This is a genomic window from Ekhidna sp. (genome assembly GCF_965247405.1).
GTDB lineage: Bacteria > Bacteroidota > Bacteroidia > Cytophagales > Cyclobacteriaceae > Ekhidna.
This window is the reverse complement of record NZ_OZ252014.1, coordinates 2,719,732-2,739,361: the sequence shown is the minus strand read 5'-3', so window position 1 is coordinate 2,739,361 and position 19,630 is coordinate 2,719,732. Positions and strand designations below refer to the sequence as shown.

The following is a 19,630-nucleotide window of genomic DNA, read 5'->3' as shown; positions in this document are numbered from 1 at the left end:
TTCAATATTTTTTTTATATATCAAAACCTAATCCAAGCAATGAAAGCTCCATTCATTTCCAATCTACAATTGCCTGTAGTAGCAGCACCCATGTTTCTAATCTCCGGCCCTAAGCTGGTTATCGAGTGCTGTAAGAATGGAATCGTTGGAACATTTCCAGCGCTTAATAACCGATCTACCGAAGGATTTGAAGAATGGCTGATTGAAATAAAGGAAGAGCTTTCTAAATGGGAAGAAGAGACTGGGAAAAAAGCGGCTCCTTTTGGTGTAAACCTTATTGTGCACAAAACAAATCCGAGGCTAAAAGCTGATCTTGAGGTGGTAGTAAAACACAAAGTGCCTTTAGTCATCACCTCCTTGGGAGCAGTGACTCAGCTTGTTGATGCCGTTCATAGCTATGGCGGTTTGGTTTTTCACGACGTTATCATGAAGAGACACGCAGAGAAAGCAGCGGAAGCAGGTGTAGATGGATTGATTCTCGTTTGTGCAGGCGCAGGCGGACACGCAGGAACATTAAACCCAATGCCTTTTGTAGGCGAGGTGCGGAAATTTTTTGATAAGACTATTTTACTTTCTGGATGTATATCTACCGGAAAAGATGTCGCTTCAGCCATGCAAATGGGAGCGGATTTAGCATATATGGGTACACGTTTTATCAATACCAAAGAAAGTGAAGCTCCGGAAGAGTACAGACAGATGATTATTAATGCAGGCGCCAGTGATGTTGTTTACACCGCAGCTGTTTCTGGTGTTCATGCAAACTTTCTGAGACCAAGTCTTGAAGCAATGGGGATCAACGAAGAAATGTGGAAGCAGAGTGCGAAAGTTGATTTTGGAGAAGAGCTTTCAAATGATGAAGCCAAAGCCTGGAAAACGATCTGGTCTGCCGGTCAGGGAGTCACCAAAATTGATGATTCTCCCTCCGTCACTGAGTTAGTAAAAAGGCTTAAGACTGAATTCAAGGAAGCCGTGACCGAACAATCTAAGCTACTCGAAAAGTATTAACTCTTCCATTTAATGCTACAACCGATACTGGGCTTCTGATCTTCAAATACAGGCTCATCTTCCAGATGAGCCTCTAAAGCGTTAACCAAATCATCACCGGTCACCGGTTCTGGATTTCCCGGGGTGCTGGCATCAAATCTGCCACGATAAATGCACTTCAAATCTTCATCAAATAAGAAAAAATCTGGTGTGCAGGCGGCCTGATAGGCCTTTGCAACTTCCTGACTTTCGTCTACAAGATATGGGAAGCCGAATTCGAACTCTTCTGCCTGAGCCTTGAGTCCGTCCGAAGCATCTTCAGGGTAGTCAGTAGGATCATTTGAGCATATGGCTACAAACCCAACTTTTAAATCCATGTATTGACGAGCTATCACCGCTATTTCCTCTTCAATATTCTTCACATACGGGCAGTGGGCACAAATAAACATTACTACCAATCCGTATTCCTTTCTTACATCTTCAAGAGAAAGATTCTTTCCAGAAATAACATCAGGTAAATTGAAATCAGGAGCTACCGTACCAAGCGGCATCATATTCGATTCTACTGCGGCCATACTAGTTATTTGATTATTTTTAAATCTAAGCTAAAAATTAATACATCGCGATATATGAAAAAATTCCTTCTCATACTTATATCATTTATTACCATAAGGGCAACAGTGGCTCAAATCACCCCGGCCCCATCCAGAACCACAGGTGACGGACCCTATGATATGACCATCATAAGAGGAGCTACTGTCATTAACGGAAATGGTGCCCCTCCAATTGGGCCTGTCGATATCGTGATTGAAAAAAATAAGATTACGAAAGTTCAGGTGGTAGGTTACCCCGGAGTTGAGATCAATCCAGACCGAAGACCAAAACTGGAAGGAAATGGGATAGAGATCGATGCAGCAGGTATGTATGTTTTGCCAGGATTTGTAGATATGCATGGGCATATCGGGGGTTCCAGCCAGGGCACCCCTGCCGAGTATGTTTTTAAACTATGGCTAGCACATGGGATTACTACCATCCGTGACCCTTCAGCTGGAAATGGGTTGGATTGGGTGCTCAGACACAGGAATCGTAGCATCAAAAATGAAATTACAGCCCCTCGAATTCTAGCTTACACCTCATTCGGCCAAAATTTGGAAGGAATTGAAGTAGTAAGAAATATTCCCGGGGAAAGATCGGTTGGAAACGAGGTATTAAAAGGGCCGATCACAAACGCAGAGGAAGCAATTTCATGGGTTCGTGCAAATTATCGTCGTGGGGCTGATGGAATTAAATTCTTCGGTGCATCACCGGAAGTGATGGCGGCTGCACTACAAGAAAATAAGAAATTGGGATTACGATCTGCATGCCATCATGCCCAGCTAAACGTTGGCTGGTGGAATGTACTGAACTCTGCTGAAGCCGGCCTCACCACCATGGAACACTGGTATGGGTTGCCGGAAGCTTTGTTTGATGATCGTATCGTTCAGGATTATCCGGTTGATTACAATTATCAAAACGAGCAGCATCGCTTTGGAGAGGCTGGAAAACTTTGGAAGCAGGCAGCCAAGCCATATTCTGAAAAATGGAATGCAGTGATGAACCGTCTGCTTGAGTTGGATTTCACATTGGATCCAACCTTCAACATTTATGAAGCAAGTCGTGACCTCATGCGATCACGAAATGCCGATTGGCATAAAGACTACACCCTTCCATCACTATGGAAGTTTTACCAACCTAGCAAAGTGTCACATGGGTCTTACTGGCACTTTTGGGGTACCGAAGAAGAGGTGGCCTGGAAAGAAAACTACAAACTCTGGATGACGTTTGTGAATGAATACAAAAACAGAGGGGGAAGAGTGACTACCGGATCTGATTCAGGTTTCATTTTTCAGCTGTACGGATTTGCATATATACGTGAGCTGGAATTGCTGAGAGAGGCAGGATTTCATCCTCTTGAGGTTATCCGCTCAGCTACCTTGATGGGAGCTCAGGCACTTGGAATGGAAAGGGAGATTGGCACAATCGAAAAAGGGAAATTGGCTGACCTGGTAATTGTGGAGGAAAATCCCCTGGCCAATCTGAAGGTGCTTTACGGAACAGGAGCCATCAAATTAACCGAAGGAAATGAAGTCACCAGAGTGGGTGGCGTGAAGTATACCGTAAAGGATGGGGTGGTTTATGAAGCAAAAGAGCTACTCGAAGATGTGCGCAAGATGGTGAAAGAGGCCAAAAACGGTGAAGAATTGAAACAACCGGGATACCCCAACTGGAAAGAGTAAACGTGATGATTAAATACCTGATAATACTTCCAATCCTAATAATCAGCTGTCAGTCCGGTAGCAATCGTGCGGATGCTCGAGATGAAGAGCCTATTGCCCAAACGAAAGACCCTACTAAAATCTACAACCTGATGGGCGAGGAGCTGCCTGCAAAGCAGCTAACCGATCAAGCTCGAGCCAGGCATGATAATAATCTGCAGAAAGCACGATCCAATTATGAAGCTAATCCAGATAGCCTGGAACTTATCATCTGGTATGGTCGGAGGTTGGCATACCTGGGTAGATATTTAGAAGCTATTGATGTTTATACGAAAGGCTTAGAAAAATTTCCTACATCATACAAGTTGCGCAGACACAGGGGCCATCGTTACATCACCACCCGCCAGCTTGAAAAAGCTGTCAATGATTTTGAAATGGCGGCCTTTTACAGCGTTAATGCCGAAAATACGATTGAACCGGATGGATTACCCAACAAACTAAATAAGCCTCTTGGTAACGATAAATTCAATATTTGGTACCACTACGGATTGGCTCATTACCTCAATGGAAGGTATGACAAAGCGATTTCAGCGTATAAAAAATGCATGGAGTTTAGTGACAATGATGACTTGTTGAGCGCCACCTCTTATTGGTTATACATGACCTATAAAAAAATCGGCAATGCAGAGCTTGCAGATCAGCTACTCGCTGAGATAGATGAAAACATGGAAATTATTGAAAATGATGCCTACCTGGATCTCTTGCTATTATTTAAAGGGGAGAAGAAAGCAGAAACATTATTATCACGTGCCTTTCCGGAAGATGGAAAAATCGATCCTACCCTTGGATATGGGATCGGCAACTGGTATCAACAGCAAGGGAATACGGAAAAAGCCAATGAAATTTTCCTGAAAATTCTGGATAGCCCAAGCTGGCATACTTTCGGATATATTGCAGCAGAAGCTGAGCTTACTACTGCGTTTCCTGTCCCAGTCTCCTGATCTCGTTTCTAAGCTGGATAGCAACATTTGGATAATCCGTGATAATGCCATCTACTCCTGCATTTAGCATCTTGATCATATCCTCCCGGCTATTCACTGGATACGCGTGAACCTCATAGCCTTTTGCATGCATTTGAAAAACACGGCGTGGTGAAAGTGTCTCCCACTGTGGGTTAATGGCTTTCATCCGATTACTTTCTTTGGCACGACCCATGTGAATTCTGGTCTCTAAATAGAAGGCAATCAATGGAGCCGAATCCTCTCCAACAATCAAAGCTTTCGTCTGAATGAATGGGTCCAATTCATGAACTTCATCCAGGTATTTGGGCTCATAGGATTGTAAAATGATCCAATCCTCTCCATTTTCTTCACTCATTACAACCTCTACTAATTTTTCTGCAAAATCATGGTAGTGAGGGTGATCCATGTGCTTAATCTCAATCAGCACTGTTACCTGACCATCAATAAAATCCAACACCTCTTTCAATGTAGGAATTCGCTGATCGGCATAATGTGAATCATACCACGAGCCAACATCAAACTGTCTGATTTCTTCCAGGGTATAGTCGTGCACATCGCCAGTGACCGGATTTCCTAAAGTATCACGTGCTACACGATCCAGCCGCTGATCATGAAATACGATGATCTCTTCATCCTTTGTGTGTCGAACATCCAGCTCAATTTGATCAACGCCAAGATCTAGTGCTTTTTCAAAAGCAGCCATGGTGTTTTCAGGAGCCAGTCCAGATGCGCCCTTGTGAGCAATGATCTGAAACTCTTTCCCTTCCAGTCGGTCGATAGACGTGCTGGCGAACAGGTTTCGGTAAAACCAAGGCTCGAATAAGGAGAAAGCTCCAAACAAAATGAAAAAAGGCGCGGAGTAAAGAAGAAATTTCTTAGTCATCAGGTGTGATTATTTAACCGCAAAAGTTAGTAAAAAAGTACTAAATACTACTGTTTTTTAGGTTCTACCAGTTTTAAGCCAAGCTCATCGAGCTGATCCTGAGATATCTTGCTTGGTGAATCAATCATGACATCACGTCCCGCGTTGTTTTTCGGAAATGCGATAAAATCACGGATACTTTGCTCTCCAGCCATGATTGCACACATTCTGTCAAATCCATACGCGATACCTCCATGGGGCGGAGCGCCATATTCGAAAGCGCCCATCAAAAAGCCAAACTGCTCTTCGGCCTCCTCCTTACTAAAACCTAATACTTCAAACATTTTGGCCTGCAGTTCCCGATCATGAATACGGATAGATCCACCACCTGCTTCAACACCATTGATCACCATATCATAGGCGTTTGCTCTGATAGCCCCTGGATCTGAGTCAAGTTTATCAATATCCTCTGGTTTAGGAGCAGTGAACGGGTGATGCATCGCATGATATCGCTGGGTTTCTTCGTCCCATTCCAGCAATGGAAAATCCAGTACCCATGCAGCTGCCACTTTATTTCTATCTCTCAACCCAAGACGCTCCCCCATCTCAAGGCGAAGCTCGTTAAGTGCTTTTCTTGTTTGATTTGCTTCTCCTGCAAGAATCAAAAGTAAATCACCAGGCTTGGCATCAAACTTCTCAACCCAACCTTTCAGTGCTTCCTGATCAAAGAATTTATCTACAGATGATTTGAACGATCCATCCTCGTTATACTTGACATAAACAAGGCCCTTAGCTCCAATTTGTGGCTTCTTCACAAAGTCAGTTAAAGCGTCCAGTTGTTTTCGTGAATATTCTGCACATCCTTCCGCATTAATCCCTACCACCAGTTCGGCACTGTCAAAGACGACAAATCCTTTTCCCTGGGCCAGGTCATTCAGTTCACAGAATTCCATTCCAAATCGTAGGTCAGGCTTGTCAGAACCATATTTCTGCATCGCATCATCATATGTGATACGCTGAAAGTCATCCAACTCAACGTCTTTAATTTGTTTATATAGAAACTTTGTCATGCCTTCAAAAGTCTGAAGCACATCTTCCTGTTCCACAAAAGCCATTTCACAGTCAATCTGAGTAAACTCAGGCTGACGGTCTGCCCTTAAATCTTCATCACGAAAACACTTCACGATCTGAAAGTAACGATCCATGCCAGCTACCATCAAAAGCTGTTTAAATGTTTGGGGTGATTGAGGCAATGCATAAAACTCATTTTCGTTCATACGAGAAGGCACTACAAAATCACGTGCACCTTCCGGAGTGGATTTGATGAGATAAGGAGTTTCCACCTCTACAAATGCTTCTTTATTTAGATACTCGCGCACCTTCTGCATCATGGTATGTCGCAGCTGCAGCTTTTCTCTCACAGGATTTCTACGAATATCGAGATAACGATATCTCATTCTAAGATCTTCTCCTCCATCAGTTTCATCCTCGATCGTAAAAGGAGGGACTTTTGAGACATTTAGAATCTGAAACTCATTTACCCGAATCTCAATATCACCAGTAGGCATCTTATCGTTCTTTGAATATCGCTCTACAACCTCACCTGTTGCTTTTACAACAAACTCCCGACCTACTTTCTTAGCCTGATCTATGATCGACTGCTCAGTGACTCCCTCTTCGAAAATCAGCTGAGTGATCCCGTATCGATCCCTGAGATCTATCCATACCACGCCTCCTTTATCTCGTTGCTTTTGAACCCATCCGGTCAGAGTGACTGTATTTCCAACGTGTTCTGATCGTAATTCTCCACAAGTATGTGTGCGTAGCATAAATCTTTCCTTTGATTGAATTTTAAAAAGAGGTGCAAAAGTAAACCTTGATTAATAGGATTTATAAGATTCATTAGATTCAAGGTTAGAAATTTTTCAAATGAATACATACAAACATTCTGACATCACTGAAAAGATTATTGGGTACGCCATGAAGGTGCATCGAACACTTGGAAATGGATTTCAGGAGGTCATCTATCAACGAGCCTTAGCAATAGAGTTTGAAGAGTGCAATTTAGGTTTTGTGCGAGAGCAAGAACAATCAATTTTCTACAATAACGTACAAATTGGTACAAGAAGAGTTGATTTTTTTGTTGAAAACAAAATCCTAGTTGAAATCAAAGCTGTGAAAGAATTGGAAAATGTACACTTAGCACAAGCTATCAACTATCTGGAAGCGTTTAATATGGAAGTGGGATTGCTATTGAATTTTGGATCTACTAGCCTCCAGTTCAAAAGGCTGCAAAGAAAACCACGATCAAAATCATGAAATCATTTAATCAAATCAATCAAAATTCTGACCTTCGCCATATGAAAAAAATCATTTGTCTTGCTATTCTTTTGAATGCCTCGTGTCTGTTTGCTCAGGAAAAAATGGTAACACATAGAGTCAATGAGGAAATCTCATATGTGGTGCCAGAATCTTTTACCCTCATGAGCAAAGGAGATCGCATTGAAAAGTATGTTTCATCGCGTGAGCCACTGGCCATGCATGCTTCGGTAGATGGAGAGATAAACTATGGTGTGAACTGGAACCCCATGCAATGGATGGATGGCGATGAACAAATGATCCATGACTTCTATAAAGCCAGCATCCTCAGCATGTTTGATGAAGTTGAATTTATTCAGGATGAAATTAAAGAGGTCAATGGAAAAAAGTTTGTTGTTTTTGAATTTGTCTCGTTGCTAAGCAGCGAAAACGCATTTTCCAATAAGTCATCACGCAACTACACGTACATTCAATACACCTCCTACAATGACCAGGTTTTGCTCTTCAATTTTGCCTGTAATGCATGGTTGATGAGTCAATGGCAACCCATTGCGAATGAAATCATGAACAGCGTTAAAGTGAAAATGAAATAATGGGTCTTAGCATCTACAGTGACGAACATTTCATGAAGCAGGCTCTGAATGAAGCTGAAAAAGCTGCTGAAGAAGGTGAAATTCCCATTGGTGCAGTGGTAGTCTGTGAAAATAGAATCATTGCAAAAGATCATAACAGAGTAGAGCGACTTAATGATGCCACTGCACATGCAGAGATGCTGGCAATTACCGCCGCGCAAAATCACCTGGGCTCGAAATATCTAAATGAATGCACCTTATTTGTAACCCTGGAACCATGTAGCATGTGCGCGGGCGGACTTTTCTGGACGCAGATAGGTCGTGTGGTGATTGGAGCGTTGGATAAAGAGCGTGGTTTCTCCAACTTCAACAAAAACATCATTCATCCAAAAACGGATTTGAAGTTGGCCGTAATGGCTAACGAATGCGAAATTTTAATTAAAGATTTTTTTAAGAAGCTGCGAGGCAACTAAACGTCACTCATCCTTGTTATCTTCACAAATCATTTTTTAGAACCTAAAATAAATCACATAATTATGGCTTTTGAATTACCAAACCTACCTTATGCACACGATGCATTAGAACCACACATTGATGCGAAAACCATGGAAATTCATCATGGTAAGCACCATGCCGGATATGTTTCAAAATTGAACGCGGCTATTGAAGGCACTGACATGGAAGGTAAATCTTTGGATGATTTGGTGAAAAACCATTCTGACAATGGAGCAGTAAGAAATAATGGTGGTGGACATTGGAATCACACGTTGTTTTGGGAAGTGATGAGTCCGAATGGTGGTGGTGAGCCATCAGGTGCTTTAGCGGACGCAATCAATACTGCTTTTGGTTCATTCGATAAATTCAAAGAAGCATTCAGTAATGCAGCAGCTACCCGATTCGGTAGTGGATGGGCATGGCTATGCAAAAAAAGTGAAGGGTCTGTTGAGGTTTGCTCCACGGCTAATCAAGATAACCCGCTGATGCCGGATGCCGGATGCTCAGGCACACCTATTCTTGGCCTTGACGTTTGGGAGCATGCTTATTACCTAAACTATCAAAACAGAAGACCCGATTACATCAATGCTTTTTTCAATGTGATCAACTGGGATGCGGTAAGTAAAAAATTTGAAGGATAATATCATTTAAAAAAGTCGTCTATATTTGCGACCAGAAATGAGAACACAACAACTACATCATCATGTACATCATACCCACTTCACTGAAGAGGTAAGAAGATGATGCTGTAGTTTGTATAAAATAAAACACTAAGGCCCGTCGGATTACCGTCGGGCCTTTTTTGTTTCTTATCGGCAAGAAACATTGAGAAAACGAATTAGTTCTACCCTTGAAATTGATAAAAAGAAAATGAATCAAGTATTAAAAATAGCTGTACAGAAAAGCGGAAGACTCAATGAAAAAAGCATGGACTTGCTCAAAGAGTGTGGAATCAAAATTAACAATGGCGGTAAGCTGATGTCTACGGCTTCCAATTTCCCGTTGGAAGTATTCTATCTCAGGGATGATGATATTCCTCAATATGTAGCTGAGGGTGTTGCTGATATCGGTATCGTTGGTGAAAATGAATTTCTGGAAAAAGATGAACAGGTTGACATCATCAATCGCCCTGGATTTTCCAAATGCAGACTTTCACTGGCCGTTCGAAGAGAAGAAGTATACAATGGGTTAGAGTGGTTTGAAGGAAAGAAGATCGCAACTAGCTATCCGGTGATACTGCGAAAGTTCTTAGAAGAAAAAGGCATTAATGCCACCATCGAGGAGATCAGCGGAAGTGTAGAGATTGCTCCTGGCATTGGTTTAGCTGAGGGCATATTCGATATTGTGAGTACAGGAAGTACACTATTGGCTAATGGTCTGAAAGAGGTGGAAGTGGTGCTGCGAAGTGAGGCCCTTTTAATATCCAATCGAAATCTCAATCGTGAGCAAAAAGCATTGTTGGATAAATTGCTTTTTCGTATCGAAGCGGCAAAATCAGCCAAGCAGAATAAATATATTTTGCTAAACGCACCAAATGACAACCTTGATGATATCATTCACTTGCTCCCTGGGATGAGAAGCCCTACTGTACTGCCACTGGCGAATGAAGGCTGGAGTAGCGTACACAGTGTCATCAAGGAAGATGATTTCTGGGAAGTGATCGATCAACTCAAGGAAAAGGGAGCTGAAGGAATTTTGGTTTGCCCAATTGAAAAAATGATTGTGTAATAATCAATTTCCCCTCTTGAGGGGGATAAAAGGGGGAGGAAAAATGAAAACAATAAAATATCCGCAAACATCTCAATGGCCGTCACTCTGCAAACGACCGACCTTCGATATTTCTGAGTTGGAGAGGACAGTAAAAGACATTTTGTCCGATGTGCGAGAAAGAGGCAATGCAGCACTGCTAGAAATGGGAAAAAAATTTGATGGGGTTGCTCTGGATGTACTTGAGGTTGACATACAAAAACTCTCATTTAAGATAGATGATGAGCTGGCAGAAGCAATAAAAACGGCTAAGAAGAACATCGAAACATTTCACCTTTCGCAGAAAGAGGATTCGTTAAAAGTAGAGACCATGGAAGGTGTTAGTTGCTGGCGTAAAAGTGTAGCTATTCAAAACGTAGGGCTCTACATTCCGGGAGGATCTGCTCCATTATTTTCTACATTATTAATGCTTGCAATCCCTGCCAAAATTGCCGGATGCAAAAACATTGTCGTTTGCACTCCTCCAACGAAAGAAGGCAAGCTTAATGAAGTCATTGGTTGGACCAGCCAGCTATTGGGTATTGAAAAAATATTTTTGACAGGCGGAGCACAAGCTGTTGCAGCCATGACTTTTGGAACAGAAACGATTCCTAAAGTCGACAAAATTTTTGGTCCGGGTAACCAATTCGTTACCGCTGCTAAACAGCTAGCTCAGAATTATGGAGTAGCTATCGATATGCCTGCAGGCCCGAGTGAAATTTTGGTAATAGCTGATGAGACTGCTTACCCTGAATTTGTTGCCGCTGACTTACTTTCTCAAGCAGAACATGGATCAGATAGCCAGGTGGTTTTCGTAAGTAATTCAGAAAAACTTGTTTCTGAAGTTGATGTCGAGGTTCAGATGCAAGTCAATGCATTACCTAGAAAAGACATTGCGGTGAAAGCACTTGAAAACAGTCAGTCGATTCTCGTTAAGGATTTAGATGAGGCAGTTGCTTTTAGTAATATATATGCTCCCGAGCACCTGATTATTGCTACTGAAAATGCCGAAGAATTAGGTGAGCAGATTACGATTGCCGGAAGTGTATTTCTAGGCAATTGGAGTTGTGAAAGTGCAGGGGATTATGCCAGTGGCACCAATCATACCCTGCCTACCAATGGATATGCTCGAAATTACAGTGGTGTATCGCTGGATAGCTTTGTGAAAAAAATTACGTTTCAAAAACTTTCTAAAAAAGGTATTCAAAATTTAGGTCCAGCGATCGAAAAGATGGCAGAAGCAGAGCAGTTGCAAGCTCACAAGAATGCCGTCACATTAAGATTAAAAGCACTCGAAAATGTTTAACATAGATAAAATCACAAGAGAGAACGTCAAGAAACTCAAACCCTACTCCAGTGCCAGGGATGAATTTGACGGGGTTGCTGAGGTATCCCTGGACGCCAATGAAAATCCATTTGGTTTTGGTTTAAATCGTTACCCTGATGGAACAATGAGTGCATTGAAAACTGCCATTGCTAAGCATCGTAATGTGGAGATCCCGCGATTGATATTTGGAAATGGAAGCGACGAATTAATTGATTTGCTCATTCGCGCATTTTGTGAGCCCGGTCAAGACAAAGTCATGATCTTCCCTCCAACTTTCGGCATGTATAAAGTAGCTGCTGATGTAAACGATGTAGAGGTGATTAGCGAACCATTAACGGATAACTTTCAAATAGATTTTGAAAGCCTACAACCCAAGCTATTAGATGAAAACCTGAAAATCGTATTCATCTGTTCCCCAAACAACCCAACAGGTAATTGTATCAATAAGGAGACGATCCTTTCAATCACTGCTGCTTTTTCAGGCTTAGTGGTAGTTGATGAAGCTTACATTGATTTTGGGGGAGAAAGCTTAGTTGATCAAGACATCTCCAATTTATTCGTTTTGCAAACCTTCTCGAAATCAATGGGGCTTGCCGGAGCAAGATTGGGCATGGGTTTTGGGTCGGCAGAAGTTATCAATGTATTGAATAAAATCAAGCCACCATACAACGTCAACACATTGACACAAGAAAAAGCGATCGACGTGTTGAATAGACCCGAGTCGATCAAGAAGCAGGTTGCAATCTTGATTGAAGAACGGTCGAAAATGGAGCAAGCATTGAAGGACATTCCCTCAGTGAAAAAAATCTACCCTTCAGAAGCCAATTTCCTTTTAGTCGCTTTTGAGGATGCTCAGAAAATCTATTCAGATCTAATGGCCAAAGGCATTGTGGTTCGCGATCGTTCCGGGCAGGTGCCGGATACTTTGCGAATCACCATTGGTACACCAACAGAAAATCAACGATTCATTGCTGCTCTGAAAGAAGAAAATTACGAGGAAAATGGACGTGTTGGAAGATGTATTCGATCGACCTCAGAGACGAAAATCAAGATTGAAGTCAATCTGGATGAACCTTCTAATACGTCCATATCTACCGGAGTAGCATTCTTCGATCACATGCTGGATCAGATAGCCAGACACGGAGCAATTGGACTTTATGTGGAAGTAGAAGGAGATATTGAAATTGACACACATCACACGATCGAGGATACTGCGCTGGCATTGGGAACAGCATTTAATGATGCCCTCAAAAATCGAAAAGGAATCGAGCGATATGGATTTTTACTTCCGATGGATGATAGTCTGGCGCAAGTCGCGATTGATTTTGGTGGACGACCATGGCTTGAATGGGATGCTGCATTTGAAGCAACTCATGTCGGAGAAATGCCAACCGAGATGGTATCTCATTTCTTTAAGTCATTTTCAGATACTGCAAGATGTAATCTAAACGTGAAGGCAGAAGGTGAAAACGATCATCATAAAATTGAATCCATTTTTAAGGCATTTGCCAGGGCAATTAAAATGGCAGTGAGAAAAGATGATAGTGGGGTTTTGCCTAGTACTAAAGGAGTTCTTTAGAATTGATAATGGACAATTAATAATTGACAATTGATAGCAATCGTAAGATATAATGCCGGCAACATTCGGTCTGTAAAAAATGCGCTGAATCGAATTGGTGTGGAGTCGGTGATCACGGATGATGCTCACACACTGAGGGCTGCTGAAAAAGTTATCTTTCCAGGTGTCGGAGAGGCAGGGACAGCCATGAGTTACCTGAGAGAAAGAGGACTTGATGAAGTCATTGTTTCACTAAAGCAGCCATTCCTTGGCATCTGCTTAGGCATGCAGCTCATGTGTGCACATTCAGAAGAAAAGGATACAGAGTGCCTTGGAATCTTTAAGGAAAACGTCCGCAAATTTCCTCCAAAAGGTATAGTTCCTCACATGGGATGGAATGATTTTACGAGAGTAGAAGGCCCATTATTTGAAGGGATTGACGAAGCAGACAACATGTATTTTGTCCATAGCTATTATGCGGAGGTTGGAGTAGACACGATTGGTGAGACGGAGTATCTGATCCCATTTACCTCTGCCTTGCATAAGAACAACTTTTACGGGGTTCAATTCCATCCGGAAAAGTCTGCGGATGTTGGGAGGAAGTTGATTGAGAATTTTTTAAAAATATGACTGTCATGCTGACGAAGGAAGCATCTCAACTAGATTCTTCGCGCTGCTCAGAATGACAACTGAATATTAATTCATTAAAATGCGAATAATACCAGCCATAGACATCATCGAAGGGAAATGCGTGCGTCTTTCTAAAGGCGATTACAACACCAAGAAAATTTACAATGAAGATCCGCTTGAGGTTGCTCAACAATTTGAAGATGCGGGGCTTCAGTACCTTCATTTGGTTGATCTCGATGGGGCAAAAGCCAAACACATTGTCAATTGGAAAGTGCTGGAAAAATTAGCAACAAAAACAGGCTTACAAATCGATTTTGGAGGAGGAATCAAGTCGGATGAGGATCTGCGCATTGCCTTTGAAAGTGGTGCACAGCAAATCACCGGAGGAAGTATAGCTGTAAAGGAACCAGTAAAATTCACGTCATGGATCACGGCGTATAGAGCGGGTAAAATCATACTTGGCGCAGATGCAATGGATGGCAAGATTGCGGTATCCGGATGGCAGGAGGAATCTGATCTTGAGATTGAGGCATTTATTCAGGATTATGTGAATAAAGGAATCGAATATGTGATTTCGACAGATATCTCAAAGGATGGTATGCTGGAAGGGCCTTCGTTTGAATTGTATCAATCAATCTTGGAAAAACTTCCAGATTTGAAGCTCATTGCGAGTGGTGGAGTGAGTTCCATTGATGATTTGGTGAAGTTAAAGGAGCAAGGATTGGAAGGAGCGATCGTTGGTAAGGCGATTTATGAGAATAGAATTGATTTAAAAGATTTACAAATGTTTACATCCCCCTAACCCCTTTCAAAGGGGAGTCGCTCGATTTAATTTCTGTGCGACTGTCCCCTTGAGGGGACAACAGAGGTGTTAAATAGAAGATAATGACACTAAAAAAACGAATCATACCATGCCTAGATATCAAGGATGGCGAAACTGTCAAAGGCGTGAACTTTGTAGGTATCCGTAGCGCCGGTGATCCAATCGAGCTGGCTAAGCGATACGTTCATGAAGGAGCTGACGAGCTGGTGTTTCTGGACATCACCGCTACGGTGGATGGACGTAAAACCTTCGCTAAGCTGGTGGAAGAAATCGCGCATGAAATCAATATACCGTTCACTGTAGGCGGTGGAATATCATCAGTAGAAGATGCTGCAGTTTTAGTTAATGCCGGAGCTGATAAGGTAAGTATCAATTCAGCTGCAGTGCGAAGACCAGAATTGGTGAAAGAGATAGCAGACGAATTTGGTAGTCAGTTTGTGGTGGTGGCGATAGATGCCGGTCTGGTGGATGATGAGTGGAAAGTCTTTGTAAAAGGAGGAAGAGAAGCTACCGATATCGATGTGTTTGAATGGGCAAAAAAAGTAGAGGAACTAGGTGCTGGAGAAATTTTGCTCACTTCCATGGCTAATGATGGCACAAAGGCTGGTTTTGCACTTGAGCTCACTGGAAAGCTAGCTGAAGAATTAAATATACCGGTTATAGCATCAGGAGGTGCTGGCATTAGCGAACACTTTGCTGAAGTATTTCAAAAAACGAATGCAACCGGAGCTTTGGCTGCCAGTGTGTTTCACTTTGGAGAGATCCCGATACCGATACTTAAGGAGTTTTTGAGAGCGAAAACAATAGACGTAAGACTTTAGAAAAATGATGTTATCGGACTATCAGGATAGGTGGGTGGAAGATTTTGAGGCAATCAAAAGCGTAATAACTAGTGCTAATCGAGGCTTAGAAATTGAGGCTGAGCATATTGGCAGCACTGCCATCCCCGGATTATCTGCTAAACCAATTATTGATATTGATTTGATCTATGCAAAAGAAGAAGATTTTAATATAATAAAAGCAAATCTTGAGTCTATTGGATATTTCCATAATGGAGATCAGGGAATAGCAAGCAGAGAGGTTTTCAAGAGAAATAATGGTGCATCTCATCCGGTGCTAGATGTTATCAAACATCACCTGTATGTCTGCCACCAGGATAGTGAAGAGCTTAAAAAACATTTAATTTTTAGAGATAAACTCAGAAGTGATCAGGCACTTACTAAACAGTACGGCAAGCTTAAGCAACGATTAGCTGCAAAGGCGAATCAGGACCATAAGCTTTATGCTCAATTAAAAGAATCTGAAGGTTCTGAATTTTTTAAATCAGCAATGAACCAGAAAGAAAAAGAATAATCGAATGAACCAAAAATCAAATAATCTCATTCCCGCAATCATTCAGCACGCGGAAACCAACCAAGTGTTGATGCTTGGCTATATGAATGATGAATCGCTTGCTAAAACCAAAAAAGAGGGAAAAGTAACGTTCTATAGTCGCTCAAAGCAACGCCTTTGGACCAAGGGCGAGACCTCAGGCAATTTTCTAAATGTTGTAAGTATCTCAGAAGATTGTGATAATGACACCTACTTAATCAAAGTGATGCCCGAGGGCAAAACCTGTCACACCGGCTCTTATACCTGCTTCGGTGAGAAAGAGCCGTCTGGATTTTTGCACGAACTGCAAGGGGTCATCCAATCAAGAAAAGACAATCCTTCTGAGAAATCTTATACGACCGAACTGTTCAGTAAGGGAACAAAAAAGATTGCTCAGAAAGTAGGTGAAGAAGCGACAGAAGTGATACTGGAGGCGATGGATGGGAAAAAGGACTTGCTTATCGAAGAATCATCAGATCTGCTTTATCACTTTCTTGTATTGTTGACTGACCGGGGATTGAAACTTGAGGATGTTGAAGCTAAGTTGATGGAACGCCACCTGAAGAAGTCCTAGTTTATGACTTCTTTGGCTTTCCTTCCAAAAAATTGTCCATCGCCTGTTTAAGACCGTCCTTATCTTTGATCAGATCACTCGAGATGGATAGAGGTTGTTCCTCATTCAGGTGTAGTGTCCAAACCACCGTTTCAATTCCTTTCGCTCTTGAAATGGTGCGGGTATATTTCTCTATATCTTCTTTTCGCACCGCTTGACTTTTCCGTAAGTTTTTAATGCTAATCACCCCATTGGATATAGTGATGGTCGTAAAGCTCCTAACCACCGCTATCGTGGTGACTAGTCCAATAATTAGTAAGACCCAAGTCAAGATTTCAAACTCACTATTTCGCAGAATTAGAGCTGTTCCGAAAAATGCACCGGGCACCAAAATCATCACGGTGTTGGAGCGAAAAACTTCCTCCTCTGAACTCATACTATTCACGTAATCTTCGCTCCATCAAAATAGCTAATCCGCATATGACAACCATCTTCTGTGCCTACATAGTGAAACTGCGTTCTGGGCCAGGTAGCTTGTGGGAAATGCTTCATTAAAATAGGACTTTGTACCTTTAAAAGAATCCCAATCACCTCAGGATCTTTTCCATCATAAAATCGAGCATTTAATTCTTCTTTGGCACTGCTTATCAACTGAAGCACCACTCCCTGTTGTCTGTATTTTTCAGCTACAAAAGCACGAAACACCCAAAATGTTTTTCCGATCGGCTCATACAAGCGCTTTACCATCGTGCTTACCCCAATGATTTGATCTTGCTCTCCTCGTGCTACGAGCACAATTTGATCCACTCGCTGTTTTGCCTGTTCTTCACTCAGCGCTTTTTCAGAAGTCCAGAAATTGATTACTTCTTGTTTCCTATCCTCCGTGAGTTTTTCGTAAACAAATTCAATTGTTGGTGTCATGGTTAATCGATTGGATAAGGAATGAAAAGGAAGTTAGTAAACTGCTCGTCAATCACAAACAGGCAACAGTACTCATCCGGATCTTTGTAGTTTTCTTTAAAAGCTTTCTCCTCAGCAATTAATCCGCGTTGCGTGAATTCTTCCATCATAGAGGCAAAGTACTTCCAATCATTCTCCGCTTGACCTTTATCTACTAGCATCTGTCCGATCGGTTGATCAATCTTGCACATGGCAAAAACCGGATACTCAGAAAACTCTTGTCTTCTGATTGCATAGGAAGCCTCCTTCAGGGGCTCGGCTATTTTCACAAAATCAGAGGATATCTGACCTAAATATTTTGGATCTAATTCTGGATCGTTATGCATGAACTGATTATTTTGATTTTGGATTTACGATTATTTGGATTGGTTGTTTCTTCTAGCTGTTGCGATTGAAGCTACAACTATTGATAGGATTTCATTCGCTTCATTCCAAATTGGATCTATTGAAGGTTTGCTGCCTGGTTTAAGTTCCTTGATCAGCTCCAGAAAAAACATGCATTCATCACATTCCTCCTCGACGATTTTTAACTTATTAATGAAGTCTTTTCCAGACTTAGCTCGACACGCAGCTCGATAGTTTGCTCCAACTGAGCTAGACGCTCTAATAAGTTGATTGGCGTATGCTTTAAGTAAGGAATCAGGATAGATTATTTTGCAGAAAAGAGCTACATCCACTCCGAACGTTAAAGTACTTTTTTTCAATTCTTCAGCTGTCATAAATAAATCGCATTATTCGTCAATCAAATCAATCTTTTAATCGCAATAAAGCAACGTTCTCAACATGGACAGTCTGTGGGAACATATCTACCGGCTGAATTTTAATCACATCATAAGATTGTCCCAGCACCTCTAAGTCGCGCGCTTGTGTAGCCGGATTACAACTCACGTACACAATACGATCGGCTTTTAAATCAGCCAGTAGCTGCGTTACCCTTGGGTGCATTCCAGCTCTTGGTGGATCAGTAATAATCACATCAGGTTTTCCATGGGTATTGATGAATTCATTGCCCAGCAAATCCTTCATATCACCTGCATAGAAATCCGTATTTGTGATCCCGTTAATCTCACTGTTGATCTTCGCGTCTTCAATGGCAGCTTCCACATATTCAATACCCACCACTTTTTTTACCGAACGAGCAACAAAATTGGCGATGGTTCCGGTTCCCGTGTACAGGTCGTATACCAGCTCATCACCTTTTAAGTCTGCAAAATCAGCAGCCACCTTGTAAAGTTCATGTGCTTGGGCTGAGTTGGTTTGGTAAAAGGACTTAGGACCAATCTTAAATTTCAGGTCACCCATTTCTTCCATGATATGATCCTTTCCGGCAAACAACTCCACTTCAAGATCAGAAAAGGAATCATTTCCTTTTTCGTTTACCACATACATCAGGGAGGTGATCTCCGGGAATTCTTTTTTGATGAAGTTCATCATCAAATCAATTAACTTTTGATCTTTGTAATGAACCTGAAGGATCACCATCACCTCACCAGTGGATGCTGTGCGGATAATTAGGTTTCTCAGAAACCCTTCTTGCTTTTTCACATCATAAAATGGAACATTGTGATCATCAGCAAATGCTTTAACCTTCAAACGAATCTCATTTGATGGGTCTGGTTGAAGGTGACATTTGTTGATATTTACGATTTTACTGAACTGCTTTGGAATATGAAATCCAAGCCCGGTTCTAACATGTTCTTCACCGCTTTCAATCTCTTCTTTCGTTAGCCATCGAAAATTCGAAAATGTAAACTCCAGCTTATTTCGGTAAAATGACGTTTTATCTGAGCTCAAAATCGGCATAACATCAGGTAGGTTCAAGCCGCTCAATTTTCTCAAATTCTCCTCTACATGTCCCTGCTTGTATTTCAGCTGAGCGGCATAATTCATATGCTGCCATTTACATCCCCCACACAATCCAAAGTGCTCACAAAAAGGCTCAATACGCTCGCTTGACTTCTCAATCAACTCCTCCGCATAGGCTTCCAGAAACTTTTTCTTCTTGCCTACAATCCTGGCTTTTACCACATCCCCGGGCACGGTTTCTTTCACGAACACTACTTTTCCGTCTACACGTCCTACTCCTTTTCCCTCAGACGATATTCCGGTTATCTCTAGCTCATCAATTGTTGCTCCCTTCTTCATGGCCGCAA

Annotated in this window: 23 protein-coding genes; 15 read left to right on the top strand and 8 right to left on the bottom strand. The window is 41.9% G+C overall.

The genetic code is table 11. The annotated features are described in order from the left end of the window. Positions 1–39: 39 nt before the first annotated feature. Positions 40–1,005 carry an NAD(P)H-dependent flavin oxidoreductase gene (locus ACP14Y_RS12435; RefSeq protein ID WP_424963283.1) on the top strand — a complete coding sequence of 322 codons (966 nt, stop codon included), beginning with the start codon at positions 40–42 and terminating at the stop codon, positions 1,003–1,005. Here the strand turns inward: ACP14Y_RS12435 and ACP14Y_RS12430 are convergent. Continuing rightward, positions 1,002–1,559, bottom strand: a complete 558-nt coding sequence (locus tag ACP14Y_RS12430) for a thioredoxin family protein (RefSeq protein ID WP_424963282.1) — start codon at positions 1,557–1,559, stop codon at positions 1,002–1,004. The genes ACP14Y_RS12435 and ACP14Y_RS12430 overlap by 4 nt on opposite strands. 54 nt (positions 1,560–1,613) lie before the next feature. Here ACP14Y_RS12430 and ACP14Y_RS12425 point away from each other — a divergent pair, with 54 nt between their 5' ends. Further along, positions 1,614–3,260 carry an amidohydrolase family protein gene (locus ACP14Y_RS12425; RefSeq protein ID WP_424963281.1) on the top strand — a complete coding sequence of 549 codons (1,647 nt, stop codon included), beginning with the start codon at positions 1,614–1,616 and terminating at the stop codon, positions 3,258–3,260. Positions 3,261–3,265: 5 nt separating this feature from the next. After that, on the top strand, positions 3,266–4,240 hold the full coding sequence (locus tag ACP14Y_RS12420) for a tetratricopeptide repeat protein (RefSeq protein ID WP_424963280.1): 975 nt from the start codon (positions 3,266–3,268) through the stop codon (positions 4,238–4,240). Here the strand turns inward: ACP14Y_RS12420 and ACP14Y_RS12415 are convergent. Both ACP14Y_RS12415 and aspS read right to left on the bottom strand, forming a co-directional pair. Then, a complete protein-coding gene (locus ACP14Y_RS12415) occupies positions 4,212–5,144 on the bottom strand; it encodes a glycerophosphodiester phosphodiesterase (RefSeq protein ID WP_424963279.1) in 933 nt (310 codons plus the stop codon). The genes ACP14Y_RS12420 and ACP14Y_RS12415 overlap by 29 nt on opposite strands. A 47-nt stretch (positions 5,145–5,191) precedes the next feature. Then, positions 5,192–6,952 (bottom strand): aspartate--tRNA ligase, encoded by a 1,761-nt coding sequence (aspS, locus tag ACP14Y_RS12410; protein ID WP_424963278.1) that lies wholly within the window; start codon positions 6,950–6,952, stop codon positions 5,192–5,194. A gap of 100 nt (positions 6,953–7,052) precedes the next feature. Here aspS and ACP14Y_RS12405 point away from each other — a divergent pair, with 100 nt between their 5' ends. From ACP14Y_RS12405 to hisIE, 12 genes are all read left to right on the top strand, one after another. Beyond that, positions 7,053–7,442, top strand: a complete 390-nt coding sequence (locus ACP14Y_RS12405) for a GxxExxY protein (protein WP_424963277.1) — start codon at positions 7,053–7,055, stop codon at positions 7,440–7,442. Between the two features lie 41 nt (positions 7,443–7,483). Continuing rightward, the gene (locus tag ACP14Y_RS12400; RefSeq protein WP_424963276.1) at positions 7,484–8,035 is read left to right on the top strand and encodes a hypothetical protein; all 552 of its coding nucleotides are present in this window, start codon (positions 7,484–7,486) and stop codon (positions 8,033–8,035) included. Continuing rightward, the gene (locus ACP14Y_RS12395; protein ID WP_424963275.1) at positions 8,035–8,487 is read left to right on the top strand and encodes a nucleoside deaminase; all 453 of its coding nucleotides are present in this window, start codon (positions 8,035–8,037) and stop codon (positions 8,485–8,487) included. The genes ACP14Y_RS12400 and ACP14Y_RS12395 overlap by 1 nt, the downstream gene beginning before the upstream one ends. Before the next feature lie 63 nt (positions 8,488–8,550). After that, positions 8,551–9,150 (top strand): superoxide dismutase, encoded by a 600-nt coding sequence (locus ACP14Y_RS12390; protein ID WP_424963274.1) that lies wholly within the window; start codon positions 8,551–8,553, stop codon positions 9,148–9,150. A gap of 229 nt (positions 9,151–9,379) precedes the next feature. Continuing rightward, complete coding sequence (gene hisG, locus ACP14Y_RS12385; RefSeq protein WP_424963273.1) at positions 9,380–10,237, top strand: ATP phosphoribosyltransferase; 858 nt, start codon at positions 9,380–9,382, stop codon at positions 10,235–10,237. A 43-nt stretch (positions 10,238–10,280) separates the two neighbouring features. After that, a complete protein-coding gene (gene hisD / locus ACP14Y_RS12380; protein WP_424963272.1) occupies positions 10,281–11,561 on the top strand; it encodes a histidinol dehydrogenase in 1,281 nt (426 codons plus the stop codon). Continuing rightward, the gene (hisC, locus tag ACP14Y_RS12375; RefSeq protein ID WP_424963271.1) at positions 11,554–13,161 is read left to right on the top strand and encodes a histidinol-phosphate transaminase; all 1,608 of its coding nucleotides are present in this window, start codon (positions 11,554–11,556) and stop codon (positions 13,159–13,161) included. The genes hisD and hisC overlap by 8 nt, the downstream gene beginning before the upstream one ends. 30 nt (positions 13,162–13,191) lie before the next feature. Then, positions 13,192–13,770, top strand: a complete 579-nt coding sequence (hisH, locus tag ACP14Y_RS12370) for an imidazole glycerol phosphate synthase subunit HisH (RefSeq protein ID WP_424963270.1) — start codon at positions 13,192–13,194, stop codon at positions 13,768–13,770. A 79-nt stretch (positions 13,771–13,849) separates the two neighbouring features. Further along, complete coding sequence (hisA, locus tag ACP14Y_RS12365; protein WP_424963269.1) at positions 13,850–14,572, top strand: 1-(5-phosphoribosyl)-5-[(5-phosphoribosylamino)methylideneamino]imidazole-4-carboxamide isomerase; 723 nt, start codon at positions 13,850–13,852, stop codon at positions 14,570–14,572. An 83-nt stretch (positions 14,573–14,655) separates the two neighbouring features. Then, positions 14,656–15,414 (top strand): imidazole glycerol phosphate synthase subunit HisF, encoded by a 759-nt coding sequence (gene hisF, locus ACP14Y_RS12360; protein WP_424963268.1) that lies wholly within the window; start codon positions 14,656–14,658, stop codon positions 15,412–15,414. Positions 15,415–15,418: 4 nt separating this feature from the next. Continuing rightward, positions 15,419–15,946: a GrpB family protein gene (locus tag ACP14Y_RS12355; RefSeq protein WP_424963267.1), complete on the top strand. Its 528-nt coding sequence runs from the start codon at positions 15,419–15,421 to the stop codon at positions 15,944–15,946. A gap of 4 nt (positions 15,947–15,950) precedes the next feature. After that, positions 15,951–16,538, top strand: a complete 588-nt coding sequence (hisIE, locus tag ACP14Y_RS12350; protein ID WP_424963266.1) for a bifunctional phosphoribosyl-AMP cyclohydrolase/phosphoribosyl-ATP diphosphatase HisIE — start codon at positions 15,951–15,953, stop codon at positions 16,536–16,538. Position 16,539: 1 nt separating this feature from the next. On the opposite strand, the gene ACP14Y_RS12345 is transcribed toward hisIE, so the two are convergent. From ACP14Y_RS12345 to rlmD, 5 genes are read right to left on the bottom strand one after another with little or no spacing between them, the layout of a single operon-like run. Next, positions 16,540–16,953 (bottom strand): hypothetical protein, encoded by a 414-nt coding sequence (locus ACP14Y_RS12345; protein WP_424963265.1) that lies wholly within the window; start codon positions 16,951–16,953, stop codon positions 16,540–16,542. Between the two features lie 5 nt (positions 16,954–16,958). After that, on the bottom strand, positions 16,959–17,438 hold the full coding sequence (locus ACP14Y_RS12340; RefSeq protein ID WP_424963264.1) for a hypothetical protein: 480 nt from the start codon (positions 17,436–17,438) through the stop codon (positions 16,959–16,961). A gap of 2 nt (positions 17,439–17,440) precedes the next feature. Then, positions 17,441–17,803 (bottom strand): hypothetical protein, encoded by a 363-nt coding sequence (locus ACP14Y_RS12335; RefSeq protein WP_424963263.1) that lies wholly within the window; start codon positions 17,801–17,803, stop codon positions 17,441–17,443. A gap of 30 nt (positions 17,804–17,833) precedes the next feature. After that, the gene (locus tag ACP14Y_RS12330; protein WP_424963262.1) at positions 17,834–18,196 is read right to left on the bottom strand and encodes a four helix bundle protein; all 363 of its coding nucleotides are present in this window, start codon (positions 18,194–18,196) and stop codon (positions 17,834–17,836) included. A 28-nt stretch (positions 18,197–18,224) separates the two neighbouring features. Beyond that, positions 18,225–19,622, bottom strand: coding sequence for a 23S rRNA (uracil(1939)-C(5))-methyltransferase RlmD (gene rlmD, locus ACP14Y_RS12325; protein WP_424963261.1), 1,398 nt, complete (start codon positions 19,620–19,622; stop codon positions 18,225–18,227). Positions 19,623–19,630 lie beyond the last annotated feature (8 nt).